The sequence below is a fragment of the Pseudomonas sp. FP1740 genome (assembly GCF_030687165.1).
Lineage (GTDB): Bacteria > Pseudomonadota > Gammaproteobacteria > Pseudomonadales > Pseudomonadaceae > Aquipseudomonas.
On sequence record NZ_CP117461.1, the window covers coordinates 2,992,152 to 3,009,078 of the forward strand.

Genomic DNA, 16,927 nt, shown 5'->3' on the forward strand with positions numbered 1-16,927 from the left:
GGCTAACCGAAGATCACTCTTCGATGTTGCCCATGGCGGTGGTGTTGAAGCCGCCGTCTACGTACATGATTTCGCCGCTGATGCCGGACGCCAGGTCCGAGCACAGGAAAGCGCCGGCGTTGCCGACTTCTTCGATGGTGACGTTACGACGCAGCGGGGTTTGCGCTTCGTTGGCGGCCAGCATTTTGCGGAAGTTCTTGATGCCGGAAGCGGCGAGGGTGCGGATCGGGCCAGCCGATACGCAGTTGACGCGGGTGCCGTCCGGGCCCAGGGAGCCGGCCAGGTAACGTACGCCAGCTTCCAGGGAAGCCTTGGCCATGCCCATTACGTTGTAGTTCGGCATGGTGCGCTCGGCGCCCAGGTACGACAGGGTCAGCAGGCTGCCATTGCGGCCTTTCATCATTTCGCGACCAGCCTTGGCCAGGGCCACGAAGCTGTAGGCGCTGATGTCGTGAGCGATGCGGAAACCTTCACGGGTAGTGGCTTCGGTGAAGTCGCCGTCCAGTTGGTCGCCCGGGGCGAAGCCGACGGAGTGCACGATGCAGTCCAGGCCGTCCCACTTCTTGCTCAACTCTTCGAAGACCTTGGCGATTTCGGCATCGCTGGCCACGTCGCACGGGAAGCACAGCTCAGGGCTCGAACCCCAGCCTTGTGCGAATTCTTCGACACGACCCTTGAGTTTGTCGTTCTGATAAGTGAAGGCAAGCTCAGCGCCCTCGCGATGCATGGCGGCAGCGATGCCGGATGCGATGGACAGCTTGCTGGCGACACCGACGATCAGTACGCGCTTACCGGCGAGAAAACCCATGTGTTGCTCCTCTCTTTCAGGTTTATTGCGCAGTGGCTGGTGCCAGAAAAGCGGCTTCCAGCAACTGCTGTGTATACGGATGTTGGGGGGCGGCAAAGATACTTTGCGCGTCTCCCTGTTCGACCACTTGGCCATGCTTGACCACCATCAGCTGGTGGCTCAGCGCTTTGACGACAGCCAGGTCATGGCTGATAAACAAATACGTCAGGTTGTACTTGGTTTGCAGTGAACGTAGCAGCTCCACCACTTGGCGTTGCACGGTGCGGTCGAGGGCCGAAGTCGGCTCGTCCAGCAGAATCAACGCCGGTTTTAGCACTAAAGCCCGGGCAATGGCGATTCTCTGCCGCTGCCCACCGGAAAATTCATGGGGGTAGCGGTGCCGGGTTTCCGGGTCCAGGCCTACCTCCTTGAGTGCCGCAATAATCGCTTGTTCCTGCTCGGCCTCGGTGCCCATCTTGTGGATCCGCAGGCCTTCGCCGACGATCTGGCTCACGCACATCCGTGGGCTCAGGCTGCCGAAAGGGTCCTGGAACACCACCTGCATTTCCCGCCGCAGCGGCCGAACCTGTTGCTGCGTCAGGCAGTCTAGCTGCTTGCCTTCAAAACGGATTGCCCCTTTGCTGCCGATCAGCCGCAAAATCGCCAAACCGAGCGTCGACTTGCCGGAACCGCTTTCTCCCACAATCCCCAGGGTCTGTCCCTGGGGCAGGCTGAAATTGATGCCGTCCACCGCCTTGATGTGGTCGACGGTCTTTTTCAGAAAGCCTTTCTTGATCGGGAACCAGACTTTCAGGTCCTCGACCTGCAGCAATGGCGGGCCAATTACATTGGTCGCAGGCTTGCCGCTGGGCTCTGCTGCCAGCAGTTCCCGGGTGTACGGATGCTGCGGCGCGCGGAACAATTCTTCGCACGATGCCTGTTCGACGATGCAACCGCGCTGCATGACACATACGCGATGCGCAATTCTTCGTACAAGGTTCAAATCGTGACTGATCAGTAACAACGCCATGCCCAGGCGGGCCTGCAATTCCTTGAGCAATTCGAGGATTTTCAGCTGAACAGTCACGTCCAGCGCGGTGGTCGGTTCGTCGGCGATCAGCAGTTCCGGCTCGTTGGCCAGGGCCATGGCGATCATCACCCGTTGGCGCTGGCCACCGGACAATTCGTGGGGCAGGGCCTTGAGACGCTTCTCGGGTTCCGGGATGCCGACCATCTCCAGCAGCTCCAGCGTGCGCCTGGTCGCGACTTTGCCGGTCAGGCCCTTGTGGATGCCCAATACCTCGTTGATCTGCTTCTCGATCGAATGCAGGGGATTGAGCGAGGTCATCGGCTCTTGAAAGATCATCGCGATCCGGTTGCCGCGGATGTGGCGGATGGTTTTCTCTTTCAGCTCCAACAGGTTCCGGTCTGAATAGGTGATGGTGCCGGACGGATGCCGGGCCAGCGGATAGGGCAGCAGCCGCAGGATCGAGTGGGCGGTCACCGACTTGCCGGAGCCGCTTTCACCCACCAGCGCCAGGGTTTCGCCGCGCTTGATGTCGAAGCTGACGCCTTCGACCACCCGCTGAACGTGCTCGCCAACGACAAATTCGACGGCCAGGTCGCGCACTTCGATCAGATTGTCCTGATTCATTTCACTTCCTCGGGTCGAAGGCATCGCGAGCGGACTCGCCGATGAATACCAGCAAACTCAACATCAACGCCAGCACCGCAAACGCACTCATACCGAGCCACGGCGCTTGCAGGTTGGATTTGCCCTGAGCCACCAACTCACCCAGCGACGGGGCGCCCGGTGGCAGGCCGAAGCCGAGGAAGTCGAGGGCGGTCAGCGTACCGATGGCGCCGGTCAGGATGAACGGCATGAAGGTCATGGTCGAGACCATGGCGTTGGGCAAAATGTGGCGGAACATGATCGCACCATTCTGCATGCCCAGCGCCCGGGCCGCGCGCACGTATTCCAGATTCCGCCCGCGCAGGAACTCGGCGCGTACCACATCCACCAGGCTCATCCACGAAAACAGCAACATGATCCCCAGCAGCCACCAGAAGTTCGGCTGCACGAAACTGGCGAGGATGATCAGCAGGTACAGCACCGGCAGCCCGGACCAGATCTCCAGGAAACGCTGGCCGGCCAGGTCGACCCAGCCGCCATAAAAGCCCTGCAAGGCGCCGGCGATCACGCCGATGATCGAGCTGAGAATGGTCAGCGTCAAAGCGAACAGCACCGAAATCCGGAAACCGTAAATCACTCGGGCCAGCACGTCGCGGCCCTGATCGTCGGTGCCCAGCAGGTTGTCGGCGGACGGCGGCGCGGGGGCCGGGACTTTCAGGTCGTAGTTGATGCTCTGGTAGCTGTAGGGAATGGGCGCCCACACCACCCAGGCGTCCTTGGCCTTGAGCAGTTCGCGGATGTACGGGCTCTTGTAGTTGGCTTCCAGCGGGAATTCGCCGCCGAACGCGGTTTCCGGATAGCGCTTGAGCGCCGGGAAGTACCAGGCGTTGTCGTAATGCACTACCAGCGGTTTGTCGTTGGCGATCAGCTCGGCGCCGAGGCTTGCGCCGAACAGAATCAGAAACAGCCACAACGACCACCAGCCTCGCTTGTTGGCCTTGAACAGCTCGAAACGTCGGCGATTGAGAGGGGACAGGTTCATCTCAATGCTCCCGGCTTTCGAAGTCGATGCGCGGATCGACGAGGGTGTACGTGAGGTCGCCGATCAGCTTCAGCACCAGCCCCAGCAGCGTGAAGATGAACAGCGTGCCGAAGACGATCGGGTAGTCGCGGTTGATCGCCGCTTCGAAGCTCATCAGGCCGAGGCCGTCGAGGGAGAAAATCACTTCCACCAGCAATGAGCCGGTGAAGAAGATCCCGATGAGCGCTGAAGGGAAACCGGCGATCACCAACAGCATCGCGTTGCGAAACACATGGCCGTAGAGCACGCGGTGACGGGTCAGGCCCTTGGCTTTGGCGGTGACCACGTATTGCTTGTTGATTTCGTCGAGGAAGCTGTTTTTGGTCAGCAGGGTCATGGTCGCGAAGTGGCCGATCACCAGTGCAGTGACCGGCAGAGCCAGGTGCCAGAAATAATCGAGGATCTTGCCGCCGGTGCTGAGCTCATCAAAGTTGTTCGAGGTCAGGCCCCGTAGCGGGAACCAGTCGAAATAGCTGCCGCCGGCGAACACCACAATCAGCAGGATGGCGAACAGGAACGCCGGGATCGCGTAACCGACGATGATCGCCGAACTGGTCCACACATCGAAGTGGCTGCCGTGTCGCGTCGCCTTGGCGATCCCCAACGGGATCGACACCAGGTACATGATCAGCGTGCTCCACAGCCCGAGGGAGATCGACACCGGCATCTTTTCCTTGATCAGGTCGATGACCTTGGCGTCGCGGAAGAAGCTGTCGCCGAAATCCAGGGTGGCGTAGTTCTTGATCATGATCCACAAACGTTCCGGCGCCGATTTGTCGAAGCCGTACATGTGCTCGATTTCCTTGACCAGCGCCGGGTCCAGGCCTTGCGCCCCACGATAGGCCGAGCCGGCCACCGACACTTCGGCTCCGCCGCCGGCAATGCGGCTGGTGGCGCCTTCGAAGCCTTCGAGTTTGGCGATCATCTGTTCCACCGGCCCACCGGGGGCGGCCTGGATGATCACGAAGTTGATCAGCAAAATGCCAAACAGGGTTGGGATGATCAGCAGCAGTCGCCGAAAAATATACGCCAGCATCTGATTACTCCGTGCCCGCAGGGTCGGCTTGCAGTTTGGTTTCGACTTCTATCGCAGGTGTCGCGTCGGGCTTGACCCACCAGGTATTGATGCCGATGTCATATTTGGGCGAAACCTTCGGGTGGCCGATGTGGTTCCAGTACGCCACGCGCGAGGTCTTGATGTGCCAGTTGGGGATCACGTAATAGCCCCATTGCAGCACCCGGTCCAGCGCCCGGGCGTGGGCCACCAGGCTTTTGCGCGAATCGGCGTTGATCAGTTGCTCGACCAATTGGTCCACCACCGGGTCTTTAAGGCCCATGGAATTGCGGCTGCCGGGTTTGTCGGCGGCGGCGGTCATCCAGAACTCGCGCTGTTCGTTACCCGGCGAGTTGGATTGCGGGAAACTGCCGACGATCATGTCGAAGTCCCGGGAGCGTACGCGGTTGATGTATTGCGAGACGTCGACCCGACGGATCACCAGGTCGATGCCCAGGTCGCTGAGGTTACGCTTGAACGGCAGCAGTACCCGCTCGAACTCAGTCTGGGCCAGCAGGAACTCGATGGTCACCGGTTTGCCGGTGGCGTCGACCATCTTGTCGTCGACGATCCGCCAGCCGGCCTCTTGCAGCAGTTGATAGGCTTTGCGCTGCTGGGTGCGGATCATGCCGCTGGCGTCGGTCAGCGGGTTCTGGAACGCCTCGCTGAACACTTGCTCGGGAATCTTGCCGCGGAACGGGTCGAGAATCGCCAGTTGATCGGCGTCCGGCAGGCCGGTGGCGGCCATTTCCGAGTTTTCGAAGTAACTGCGGGTACGCACGTAGGCGCCGTTGAACAGTTGCTTGTTGGTCCACTCGAAGTCCAGCAACAGGGTCAGCGCCTGGCGCACGCGCACATCCTGGAACACCGGACGACGCAGGTTGAACACGAAGCCTTGCATGCCGGTGGGGTTGCCGTTGGGGATTTCTTCCTTGATCAGCCGCCCTTCGGTCACCGCCGGAATGTTGTAGGCCTTGGCCCAGTTTTTCGCGGATATTTCCAGCCAGTAGTCGAACTGACCGGCCTTGAGTGCTTCCAGTGCGACGGTGTTGTCGCGGTAATAGTCAGTGGTCATCACGTCGAAGTTGTAGAACCCGCGATTGACCGGCAGGTCCTTGCCCCAGTAATCCTTGACCCGTTCATATCGCACGGAGCGCCCGGCCTTCACTTCGGTGACTTTGTACGGGCCGCTGCCCAGCGGTAGCTCCAGGTTGCCCTTATTGAAGTCACGGGTGGCCCACCAATGTTTGGGCAGCACCGGCAACTGGCAGAGGATCATTGGCAATTCGCGGTTGTTGTTGTGCTTGAACTTGAACAGCACTTTGAGCGGGTCTTCGGCGATCGCTTCCTCCACGTCGCTGTAATAGCCGTGGTAGAGCGGGGCACCGTCCTTGATCAGGGTCTGGAAGCTGAACACCACGTCTTCGGCGCGCACAGGGTGGCCGTCGTGGAAACGTGCTTCGGGGCGCAGATAGAAACGCACCCAGCTGTTGTCCGGGGCTTTTTCGATTTTGCCTGCGATCAAGCCATATTGAGTGAACGGCTCATCGAGACCCTGTTTGGCCAGGGTGTCGTAGATCATGCTGATGTCGTCGGCCGGCACGCCTTTGCTGATGAACGGATTGAGGCTGTCGAAGCCACCGAACCCGGCCTGACGGAAGATCCCGCCCTTCGGCGCGTCGGGGTTTACGTAATCGAAGTGCTTGAAGTCGGCCGGGTATTTCGGCGGCTCGTTGTACAGGGTCAGGGCGTGTTGCGGGGCGGCGCAGGCCAGCCCGGCGAACAACAGACCGCTGGCCTGCAAGAGCAGGGCGCGTAAGGGAGTCATTGATCTTTCTCCGAAGATTTCAGCCACCAAGCGCTCAGGCCCAGGGTGTAGGGCGGCGTGGTGACGAAGGCGAACCGGTTGCGGTAGGCCAAGCGGTGATAATTGAGGTACCAGTTGGGAATGATGTAGTGCTGCCACAGCAGCACCCGGTCGAGCGCCTTGCCGGCAGCGACTTGTTCATCCCGGGTCTGGGCGCCGAGTAGTTGTTCGAGCAAATGATCGACCACCGGGTCAGCGATGCCTGCGTAGTTCTTGCTGCCCTTGATCCCGACCTGGCTGGAGTGGAAGTACTGCCATTGCTCCAGGCCCGGGCTGAGGGTCTGGTTGAGGGTCATCAGGATCATGTCGAAATCGAATTGATCGAGGCGTTGTTTGTACTGGGCGCGATCGACCGTGCGCAGCCGTGCGTCGATACCGATGCTGGCGAGGTTTTCGACATAAGGCTGGAGGATCCGCTCCAGGTTCGGGTTGACCAGCAGGATCTCGAAGCGTAGCGGTTGGCCGATGCTGTTCTGCAGCCGCTGGCCATTGAGCTTCCAGCCGGCTTCGGCGAGCAGGCCCAAGGCCTTGCGCATGGTTTCGCGCGGAATGCCGCGGCCTTCGGTCTGCGGCAGGCTGAACGGCTCGGTGAGCAGCTTGGCGGGCAACTGATCGCGATAGGGCTTGAGCAACAGCCACTCGTGGCCGACCGGCAGTCCCGTGGCAGAGAACTCGCTGTTGGGGTAGTAACTCATGGCGCGAGTGTAGGCGCCGCTGAACAGCGTGCGGTTGGTCCACTCGAAATCGAACATCAGCCCCAGCGCTTCACGGACCTTGATCTGGGCGAAGGTCGACCGCCGAGTGTTCATGAACAGGCCCTGGCTCTGGGTCGGGATCTGGTGCGGGATCTGCGCCTTGATCACCTCGCCACGGCGCACGGCCGGGAAGTCGTAGCCGTTGTCCCAGTTTTTCGCCTGATGCTCGATGTAGATGTCGAACTCGCCGGCCTTGAACGCTTCGAAGGCCACGTCGCTGTCACGGTAGAACTCGACTTCCATGCGATCGACGTTGTATTTGCCGCGATTGACCGGCAGGTCCTTGCCCCAGTAATCCTTGACCCGTTCGAAGACGATCTGCCGCCCAGGGGTTACCGAAGTGATGCGATACGGCCCGCTGCCCAATGGCGGTTCGAAGGTGGTGGCCTTGAAATCGCGATCTTTCCAGTAATGCTGGGGCAGCACCGGCAACTCGCCCAGGCGCAGGATCAGCAACGGATTGCCGGAGCGCTTGAAGACGAAGCGAATGCGCTGCGGGTTGAGGATGTCGACCCGCGACACTTCCTGGAGGTTGGTGCGGTATTGCGGATGACCTTCCTTGAGCAGCAGACGGTAAGAAAACGCGACATCGTAAGCGGTGATCGGCGTGCCATCGTGGAAGCGCGCTTCGGGGCGCAGGTTGAACACCACCCAGCTGCGGTCCTCGCTGTATTCCACCGATTGGGCGATCAGGCCATAACTGGACGTCGGCTCATCGCCCGACGGCGCGTACTGGCCGGTGCCGACCATCAGCGGTTCGTTGAGTTCGTTGATGCCGTATTGCAGGAAGTTGGCCGTGGAAACCGGGCTCGAACCTTTGAAGGTGTAAGGGTTGAGCGTATCGAAGGTGCCAAACGCCATCACCCGCAACGTACCGCCCTTGGGCGCTTGCGGGTTGACCCAGTCGAAGTGGGTAAATCTGGCCGGGTACTTGAGCGTGCCGAACTGCGCATAACCGTGGCTTTCGCTGATCGTCGCGCTTGCGGGGGAGCTCAAGGCCAGGCTGATCAGGAGCAGGAGGAGGGGACGCTTCAAGTCAGAGATCCGATCCAGGCGGCTTGGGCTTTGTGGGCCGTACAGTAACAGCTTGTATCGACAGGAAAAAGACGGGAGCTTAATGCGGGGGCGGGTCGAAAAAAAAGATCGCAGCCTGCGGCAGCTCCTACACCGATCATGTACATCCACGATTGATCGGATGTATGCATTCTCTGTAGGAGCTGCCGAAGGCTGCGATCTTTTCGGCATCACCTCAATTTTAATGCGGGGAAGCCACCGTCAGCATCTGACCCGGTTTCAGCGCCTGGCCTACCCGAGGGTTCCAGCGCTTGAGGTGTTGCATTTCGACATTGAAACGTTTGGCAACCATGTACAACGAGTCGCCTTGCTGGACCTTGTACTGAGTCTGCGGCTTCTGTTTGTCTGACTTGCCGCTGGTTTTGCTGTTCGCCGCCACGACAGTGTTGATGCGACCGCCGCTGCGCTTGCTGGTGTCCTGCATCACAAGGGTCTGGCCGACCTTGAGGTTCTTGCCGTTCAGCTTGTTCCAGCGTTGCAGGTCCTTGACGTCGACCTTGTTGGCCCTGGCAATGGAGGCCAGATTTTCTCCGCGCTTGACCCGGTAGGCGCGCTTGATGCTGGCGATTTCGCTGTCGTCGGCACCTTCGAACACCGGCTTGAGCGGCCGCTGGCTGATCAGCTCTTCAGGACGCATGGTCGACAGGCTGGCAGTCAGCAGTTGCGCCTTGGACGTCGGCACCAGCAGATGCTGGGGGCCGTCGATGGTGGTGCGTTGCTTGAAGGCCGGGTTGAGCTGGAACAGTTCGTCTTCGTCGATGTTGGCCACCGCGGCAACCTTGGACAGGTCCATGCGCTGGTTGATTTCGACGACCTGGAAGTACGGTTCGTTGGCGATCGACTTGAGGTTCACGCCATAGGCATCGGGCGCCAACACCACTTGCGACAGCGCCAGCAGCTTCGGCACATAGGCCTGGGTTTCCGCTGGCAGCGGCAGGTTCCAATAGTCGGTTGGAAGACCGAGCTTCTCGTTGCGCTCGATGGCCCGGCTGACCGTGCCTTCGCCGGCGTTGTAGGCCGCCAGGGCCAGTAGCCAGTCACCGTTGAACATGTCGTGCAGGCGGGTCAGGTAATCCATGGCCGCGGTGGTCGAGGCGGTGATATCGCGACGGCCATCATAGAAACGGGTTTGACGCAGGTTGAAGTAACGCCCGGTGGAAGGAATGAATTGCCACAGACCCACCGCGTCGGCCCGGGAATAGGCCATCGGGTTGTAGGCGCTTTCAATCACTGGCAACAGCGCCAGTTCCAGCGGCATGTTGCGTTCTTCAAGGCGTTCGACGATGTAGTGAATGTAGAGGCTGCCGCGTTCGCCGGCGTTTTCGAGGAAGGACGGGTTACTGGCGAACCACAGGCGCTGCTGCTCGATGCGCGGGTTGACGCCCAGGTTGTCCTGCAACTGGAAGCCCTGGCGCATGCGCTCCCAGACGTCCTGGGGAACTTGCGGTGTTGGTTTTTCGCTGAGCCAGATCGGTTTTTGCTTGGCTCGCGCGGCGATATTCGGTGTGTGTGTCGCGTCGGTCTGCGGCACATGGCTTGAACAGCCCGCCAAAGTGGCGGACACAGCCACCGCGATGGCTTGAGCCAAGCGGGTCAATGCGTCTGAATTGGTGGCTTTACGAATAGGTGACGACATTGGCTGGAAGTAAGTTCCGGGCGAAAATGTCGGGCGATTCTAGAAAGCACACCCCCTGCGGTCAACCATTCAGAATTTTTGTACCATTGCGCAGGCGGCTTAGAACGTATCTTTCCAAGCCCGCAATGCAGCAAAGACCGCACTCGGCGCCCGGTTTTCGGTTCCATTCCGTTCGTCCACTTTTTCTTTAACGGATGTTTCGCCGGTACGCAAAAACGGATTGGTGAGCTTTTCCAGCGCCAGGGTCGAAGGCAGCGTCATGATTCCGGCTTCCCGTTGACGGGTGACTTTGGCCAGTCGTTCGAGGGTGTCGGGATTGCCCGGTTCGACCGCCACGGCAAACTTCAGATTGCTCAGGGTGTACTCGTGGGTGCAGTAGACCAGCGTGTCTTCGGGAAGCGCCGCGAGGCGGCTCAGCGAGTGATGCATTTGCTCGGGCGTGCCTTCGAACAAGCGTCCGCAACCGGCAGCGAACAGGGTGTCGCCGCAAAACAAATGACCACGGTGGTAATAGGCGATATGCCCCAGGGTATGGCCCGGTACTGTGATGACGTCGAAGTCCCAGCCCAGCACGTTGATCCGGTCGTTGTCCTTGAGGGCCACGTCCCGTGCCGGGATGGTCTCGCTGGCCGGGCCATGGACGGTTGCGTCTGTCGCTTTTTTCAGCCGCTCGACGCCGCCGACATGGTCATGATGGTGATGAGTGATCAGAATATCGCTTAACACCCAACCCGGGTGCGCCGCGAGCCACGTCTCTACGGGCGCGGCATCGCCCGGATCGACTACGGCGCAGCGCTGGGTGCTGGGGTCTTGTAACAACCAGATGTAGTTGTCGGTGAAGGCGGGCAGGGCACTGATCTGTATCATCGTCGGATTCGCCAAGCGGAAAACATTGGCGCATCTTAGAGCTTCCTGGCGCGTTGGAGAATGCAATGACCGATAAAGCGTTCGCTCAGGCTGATCCTGACTGGCTGGCATTGATCAGCGCGGCCCGTGACTGGCTGTCCGGCCCCATCGGGCAATTTTTGCTGGACGAAGAACGACGCATGCTCGAAGACGAGTTGGGGCGCTTCTTCGGCGGCTATCTGGTGCATTACGGCCCCTCGGCACAGACGCCACCGTCGGCGCCGCAGGTGCAGCGCAATGTGCGGCTCGGCGCGCCGTTGCCGGGGGTCGAGATCGTCTGCGAAGAGCAGGCCTGGCCCTTGAGCGAGCATGCCGCCGATGTGGTGGTGTTGCAGCATGGGCTGGATTTCTGCCTGTCGCCCCACGGCTTGTTGCGCGAAGCGGCGAGCAGCGTGCGCCCCGGCGGGCATCTGCTGATTATCGGAATCAACCCCTGGAGCAGTTGGGGCCTGCGTCATGTGTTCGCCCATGACGCCTTGCGCAAGGCGCGCTGCATTTCGCCGTCGCGGGTCAGCGACTGGCTGAACCTGCTGGGCTTCGCGCTGGAGAAACGCCGCTTCGGGTGCTATCGTCCGCCGCTTGCGTCACCTGCCTGGCAAGCTCGTCTGGCCGGTTGGGAGCGCAAGGCCGGTGACTGGCAAATATCGGGTGGCGGGTTCTATTTATTAGTCGCGCGCAAGATCGTGGTGGGGCTGCGGCCGGTGCGCCAAGTACGGCGCGAACCGATGGGCAAGCTGATTCCGTTGCCGATGGCCAAGGTCAATCGTCGTCACATCGAACCGTAATACACTTTTTTATATTCCCGGCCGGGTATGCCCCGGCCTCGGGCATCGTCGGTCACCGATCGGCGAGCCAGCGCATTTTCTGGATAGATTGGCATGAGCGATAGCGTAGAACTCTTCACCGATGGCGCCTGCAAGGGCAACCCTGGCCCAGGCGGCTGGGGCGCGTTGCTGGTGTGCAAGGGCGTTGAAAAAGAACTCTGGGGCGGCGAAGCCAACACCACCAACAACCGCATGGAGCTGATGGGGGCGATCCGTGGCCTGGAAGAGCTCAAGCGTTCTTGCGACGTGCTGCTGGTGACCGACTCCCAGTACGTGATGAAAGGCATCAACGAGTGGATGGCCAACTGGAAGAAACGCGGCTGGAAAACCGCCGCGAAGGAACCAGTGAAAAACGCCGACCTGTGGAAACTGCTCGACGAGCAGGTCAACCGCCACAACGTCACCTGGAAATGGGTACGCGGGCACATCGGCCATCATGGCAACGAACGGGCCGACCAACTGGCCAACCGTGGCGTGGATGAAGTGCGCGGGTACAAGCAGGGCTAGACCCACCACTGATCGTTCCCATGCTCTGCGTGGGAACGATCAGTGGGAGCGAGTCTGTTCGCGATTGGGCGCAACACGGTCTATCTGAAAGACCCCCGCGAGCGTGTTAACATCGCCGCTTTTGCACGATTGACCCGTTGAGAGCTGAGCACTGATGGCCACCAGATCCGTTGTACTCGATACCGAAACCACCGGCATGCCGGTGACCGACGGCCACCGGATTATCGAAATCGGTTGTGTCGAGTTGATCGGTCGGCGCCTGACCGGCCGGCATTTCCACGTTTACCTGCAACCGGATCGCGAGAGTGACGAAGGCGCCATCGGCGTCCACGGCATCACTAACGAATTTCTGGTGGGCAAGCCGCGTTTCACTGAAGTGGCCGATGAATTTTTCGAGTTCATCAAGGGCGCACAGCTGATCATCCATAACGCGGCGTTCGACGTTGGCTTCATCAACAACGAATTTGCCCTGATGGGCCAGCACGATCGCGCGGACATCACACAGCACTGCACGATCCTCGACACCCTGATCATGGCCCGGGAACGTCACCCGGGGCAGCGCAACAGCCTCGACGCCTTGTGCAAACGCTATGGCGTCGACAACTCCGGTCGTGAGCTGCACGGCGCCTTGCTCGACTCCGAGATTCTCGCCGACGTTTACCTGACGATGACCGGCGGCCAGACCAGCCTGTCGCTGGCCGGTAACGCGTCCGATGGCAACGGTTCGGGCGAAGGCGCCGATAATTCCGCCACGGAAATCCGTCGTCTGCCGGCCGATCGTCAGCCGACCCGGATCATCCGCGCCAGTGAAGAGGAGCTGGCCCAACACGTTGCGCGCCTGGAAGCCATTGCCAAATCCGCCGGTGCGCCGTCGCTGTGGCAGCAACTGGCCGAGGCCAAGGCTCAGGCCTGAAAAGTTCGCAGCCTGTGCCCTACTTCAGGGCATCCCCCTCGCCACATGCGCTCCAACCCTCTACCCTGAGGTGATTGGCAGGCCACGGTCTGCCGCCTCAGGACGCCGAGCCTCATGTATAAAGATTTGAAATTCCCGGTCCTGATCGTCCACCGCGACATCAAGGCCGACACCGTTGCCGGTGATCGTGTGCGTGGCATTGCCCGGGAGCTGGAGCAGGAAGGCTTCAGCATTGTCTCGGCGGTCGATTACACCGAGGGGCGTCTGGTCGCCTCGACCCATCACGGCCTTGCCTGCATGTTGATTGCCGCTGAAGACGCCAGCACCCATGCGCATCTTCTGCACAACATGGCCGAGCTGATTCGCCTGGCACGGGTTCGGGCGCCGGACCTGCCGATCTTCGCCCTGGGTGAACAGGTCACCCTGGAAAACGCCCCGGCTGACGCCATGGCCGAGCTCAATCAGCTGCGCGGCATTCTCTATTTGTTCGAAGACACCGTGCCATTCCTTGCCCGTCAGGTTGCCCGTGCGGCGCGCAAGTACCTGGACGGCCTGTTGCCGCCGTTCTTCAAGGCGCTGGTGCAGCACACCGCCGACTCCAATTATTCCTGGCACACGCCGGGGCATGGCGGCGGCGTGGCGTATCACAAGAGCCCGGTAGGGCAGGCGTTTCACCAGTTTTTCGGGGAAAATACCCTGCGTTCGGATTTGTCGGTGTCGGTGCCGGAACTCGGCTCGCTGCTCGATCACACCGGTCCCCTGGCCGAGGCGGAAGCGCGAGCGGCTCGCAACTTCGGTGCCGATCACACCTTTTTCGTAATCAATGGCACCTCGACCGCCAACAAGATCGTCTGGCATTCCATGGTGGCACGCGATGATCTGGTGCTGGTGGATCGCAACTGCCACAAGTCGGTGTTGCACGCGATCATCATGACCGGCGCGATTCCGCTGTACCTGTGCCCGGAGCGCAATGAGCTGGGGATCATAGGCCCGATTCCGTTGAGTGAGTTCAGCCGCGAATCAATCCAGGCCAAGATCGACGCGAGCCCACTGACCCAGGGCCGCGAGCCCAAGGTCAAGTTGGCGGTGGTGACCAACTCGACTTATGACGGCCTCTGTTACAACGCCGAACTGATCAAACAGAGCCTGGGCAACAGCGTCGAGGTGCTGCATTTCGACGAAGCCTGGTTCGCCTACGCGGCATTCCACGAATTCTTCGCCGGCCGTTATGGCATGGGCACGTCCCGCAGCGAAGACAGCCCCTTGGTGTTCACCACTCACTCCACACACAAACTGCTGGCGGCGTTCAGCCAGGCGTCGATGATTCACGTGCAGGACGGCGGTGCACGGCAGCTGGATCGTGACCGTTTCAACGAAGCGTTCATGATGCACATCTCGACGTCGCCGCAGTACAGCATTATCGCCTCGCTGGACGTGGCCTCGGCGATGATGGAAGGGCCGGCCGGTCGTTCGTTGCTACAGGAAATGTTCGACGAAGCGCTGAGTTTTCGCCGGGCGCTGGCCAATCTGCGCCAGCATATCGCCGCCGATGACTGGTGGTTTTCCATCTGGCAGCCGCCCTCGGCGCAAGCTATCGAGCAGGTGGTCGCCGAGGACTGGCTACTGCAACCTGACGCCGATTGGCACGGCTTTGGCGGCGTGACCGACGACTATGTGCTGCTCGACCCAATCAAGGTCACGCTGGTGATGCCGGGGCTGACAGCGGGCGGCGCGCTGAGTGCGCGCGGGATTCCGGCGGCGGTAGTCAGCAAGTTCCTCTGGGAACGCGGGCTGGTCGTGGAAAAGACCGGGCTGTATTCGTTCCTGGTGTTGTTCTCGATGGGCATTACCAAGGGCAAATGGAGCACGCTGCTGACCGAGTTACTGGAGTTCAAGCGCAGTTATGACGCCAACGTCAGCCTGGCCACCTGCCTGCCGTGCGTGGCGCAACAGAACGTGGCCCGCTATCAAGGCATGGGGTTGCGCGATCTGTGCGATCAATTGCACGCCTGTTATCGCAGCAACGCCACGGCCAAACACCTAAAACGCATGTACACGGTGCTGCCGGAAGTCGCGATGAAGCCAGCGGACGCCTATGATCAATTGGTACGCGGGGAAGTAGAGGCCGTTTCGATCGACGCTCTGGACGGGCGGATCGCGGCAGTGATGCTGGTGCCATACCCGCCGGGGATTCCGTTGATCATGCCCGGCGAGCGTTTCACTGAGTCGACCCGCTCGATTATCGATTACCTGAAGTTTGCCCGGGCGTTCGACAGCAGCTTCCCCGGGTTTGTCGCCGATGTGCATGGCTTGCAACACGAAGACGAGGGCAATGGACGGCACTACACCGTCGATTGCATCAAGGAATGAGGACCTTTCCAAGTATGCAACCCGTCATGAATCCCAAATACCCAGGCCTCTCGGTACGTGTTGCCGATGAGGGTTTTGCGGCTTATATCTGGGGCAGTGATTTCAGTTTTGAAGTTGCCGCCTATGGTGCAGCAGCAATCGATAAGCCAGTGGCGCAATGGCCGGTGACGCCGATCACCCCGTATCGCAAGTGCTACGGCATCGATCCTGAAGAGTTCAGCAGCTTTCGCGATGCCGCCGACAGTGCGATTTTCATGGCCTATCTGGATGACGAGCCGGTGGGCCACCTGGTGGTCAGCACCAACTGGAACGGTTTCGCCCATATCGATGAATTGGCGGTGCATGCACCGGCGCGTCGCCATGGCGTGGCCAAGGCATTGCTGGACGTAGCGCAGTTCTGGAGCCGCAAGAAAAAGCTGCCGGGCATCATGCTGGAAACCCAGAACAATAATCTTGGGGCCTGCCGGCTGTATGAGCGCTGTGGCTACGTGGTTGGCGGGATCGATCATCTGCGCTATCGCGGGATCGACCCGAACACTGCCGAAGTCGCATTGTTCTGGTATCGATTGTTCGACAATCCGCTGGAAAAACCGATCAGCTCGCCAGCATCGCCACGGCTTGTTCCGTGATGATGTCCAGCAGCGTCTGAACCGCCGGAGAGGGCTCGGCGTTTTTCAGGCGCAAGGCGTAGACGCTGATAGGTACCGCAGGCGCCAGCGGGCAGGCATCGAGCCCGGCCGATTTGGCGCCGAGGGCGGTAAACGGATCGACGATCGCCAGGCCTTCACCGGCCTCGACCATGCTGCGCATCATTTGATGCGTCTGCACCCGGGTCTGGATGACTGGGGCAGGGCGCAGCGCATGCAGCTTGTTGTCCAGCGCCGGGCTGAGCGGGTCGTGACCTTCCAGGCCAACCATTGACTGGCCGGCCAGGTCTTGCAGCGAGATGTACTTCTGTTTCGGTTGCAGCCAGCCATGGGGTGCCAATAGCTGGAGCTTGCCCTGGGCGATGACCTGGCAATCGATATCGGCATGGTCCGGGTCGTGCAGGCTCAGGCCCAGATCGCTTTCGCGCAGCAGCAGGCTTCTGACAATCTCGCGGGTCGGTTGGCTCAGGAGGGTGCAAGGTGCATCGGGGAGGCGTCGGCGCAGCGCCGCGATGCTCTGCGGCAACAGCTGTTGCGCCAGCGGCGGGGTGCAGATGATTCGCAGGGGCGGGGCCAGATATTGCTTGAGGCTGCTGGCCAGTCGCTGGACCGGCTCAAGCGCTTCATAGACGTGGGCGATCTCGACCTGTAACTCCCGCGCCTCGCGCGTGGCTTGCAGACGGCCACGCACGCTGGCAAACAGCATGAAACCCAACTGATCCTCGGCATCGCGCAGCGTGCGTTCAACCTCGGTCACGGGCAACTGCAACCATTCGGCGGCGGTGCCCAGGTGACCGGTCTGCAGGAGCGCCTGGATCACTTCGATATGACGTAAACGCATGCGTGAAGTCCATGTTCAGCAGGTGAGGGAGT

14 protein-coding genes are annotated in these 16,927 nt (G+C 60.7%); 5 read left to right on the forward strand and 9 right to left on the reverse strand.

Annotation, left to right across the window (positions count from 1 at the left end):
* Positions 1-13: 13 nt before the first annotated feature.
* The 8 genes from fabI to gloB all read right to left on the reverse strand — a co-directional run bounded on the left by fabI (position 14) and on the right by gloB (position 10,754).
* A complete protein-coding gene (fabI, locus tag PSH69_RS13660) occupies positions 14-808 on the reverse strand; it encodes an enoyl-ACP reductase FabI (RefSeq protein ID WP_007937760.1) in 795 nt (264 codons plus the stop codon).
* 22 nt (positions 809-830) lie between these two features.
* Positions 831-2,441 carry an ABC transporter ATP-binding protein gene (locus PSH69_RS13665; protein ID WP_018929627.1) on the reverse strand — a complete coding sequence of 537 codons (1,611 nt, stop codon included), beginning with the start codon at positions 2,439-2,441 and terminating at the stop codon, positions 831-833.
* Position 2,442: 1 nt separating this feature from the next.
* Positions 2,443-3,462 carry an ABC transporter permease gene (locus PSH69_RS13670; protein WP_007906755.1) on the reverse strand — a complete coding sequence of 340 codons (1,020 nt, stop codon included), beginning with the start codon at positions 3,460-3,462 and terminating at the stop codon, positions 2,443-2,445.
* A 1-nt stretch (position 3,463) separates the two neighbouring features.
* Positions 3,464-4,537, reverse strand: a complete 1,074-nt coding sequence (locus tag PSH69_RS13675) for a microcin C ABC transporter permease YejB (RefSeq protein ID WP_018929626.1) — start codon at positions 4,535-4,537, stop codon at positions 3,464-3,466.
* 4 nt (positions 4,538-4,541) lie between these two features.
* Positions 4,542-6,383, reverse strand: a complete 1,842-nt coding sequence (locus PSH69_RS13680; protein WP_305412509.1) for an extracellular solute-binding protein — start codon at positions 6,381-6,383, stop codon at positions 4,542-4,544.
* Complete coding sequence (locus tag PSH69_RS13685; protein ID WP_018929624.1) at positions 6,380-8,212, reverse strand: extracellular solute-binding protein; 1,833 nt, start codon at positions 8,210-8,212, stop codon at positions 6,380-6,382. The genes PSH69_RS13680 and PSH69_RS13685 overlap by 4 nt, the downstream gene beginning before the upstream one ends.
* A 220-nt stretch (positions 8,213-8,432) precedes the next feature.
* On the reverse strand, positions 8,433-9,887 hold the full coding sequence (locus tag PSH69_RS13690) for a transglycosylase SLT domain-containing protein (RefSeq protein WP_305412510.1): 1,455 nt from the start codon (positions 9,885-9,887) through the stop codon (positions 8,433-8,435).
* Positions 9,888-9,986: 99 nt separating this feature from the next.
* Positions 9,987-10,754 (reverse strand): hydroxyacylglutathione hydrolase, encoded by a 768-nt coding sequence (gloB, locus tag PSH69_RS13695; RefSeq protein WP_305412511.1) that lies wholly within the window; start codon positions 10,752-10,754, stop codon positions 9,987-9,989.
* A gap of 65 nt (positions 10,755-10,819) precedes the next feature.
* Between gloB and PSH69_RS13700 the strand changes: the two genes are divergently transcribed.
* The 5 genes from PSH69_RS13700 to PSH69_RS13720 all read left to right on the forward strand — a co-directional run bounded on the left by PSH69_RS13700 (position 10,820) and on the right by PSH69_RS13720 (position 16,036).
* Positions 10,820-11,578 carry a methyltransferase domain-containing protein gene (locus PSH69_RS13700; protein WP_305412512.1) on the forward strand — a complete coding sequence of 253 codons (759 nt, stop codon included), beginning with the start codon at positions 10,820-10,822 and terminating at the stop codon, positions 11,576-11,578.
* A 93-nt stretch (positions 11,579-11,671) separates the two neighbouring features.
* Complete coding sequence (gene rnhA / locus PSH69_RS13705) at positions 11,672-12,124, forward strand: ribonuclease HI (protein ID WP_212800132.1); 453 nt, start codon at positions 11,672-11,674, stop codon at positions 12,122-12,124.
* Positions 12,125-12,278: 154 nt separating this feature from the next.
* The gene (gene dnaQ / locus PSH69_RS13710) at positions 12,279-13,037 is read left to right on the forward strand and encodes a DNA polymerase III subunit epsilon (protein ID WP_305412514.1); all 759 of its coding nucleotides are present in this window, start codon (positions 12,279-12,281) and stop codon (positions 13,035-13,037) included.
* Between the two features lie 114 nt (positions 13,038-13,151).
* Positions 13,152-15,407 (forward strand): Orn/Lys/Arg decarboxylase N-terminal domain-containing protein, encoded by a 2,256-nt coding sequence (locus PSH69_RS13715; protein WP_305412516.1) that lies wholly within the window; start codon positions 13,152-13,154, stop codon positions 15,405-15,407.
* A 14-nt stretch (positions 15,408-15,421) separates the two neighbouring features.
* Positions 15,422-16,036 (forward strand): GNAT family N-acetyltransferase, encoded by a 615-nt coding sequence (locus tag PSH69_RS13720; protein WP_305412517.1) that lies wholly within the window; start codon positions 15,422-15,424, stop codon positions 16,034-16,036.
* Here PSH69_RS13720 and PSH69_RS13725 read toward each other — a convergent pair.
* Positions 16,002-16,895 carry a LysR substrate-binding domain-containing protein gene (locus tag PSH69_RS13725; protein WP_305412518.1) on the reverse strand — a complete coding sequence of 298 codons (894 nt, stop codon included), beginning with the start codon at positions 16,893-16,895 and terminating at the stop codon, positions 16,002-16,004. The two genes, PSH69_RS13720 and PSH69_RS13725, sit on opposite strands and share 35 nt — an antisense overlap.
* Positions 16,896-16,927: the final 32 nt, after the last annotated feature.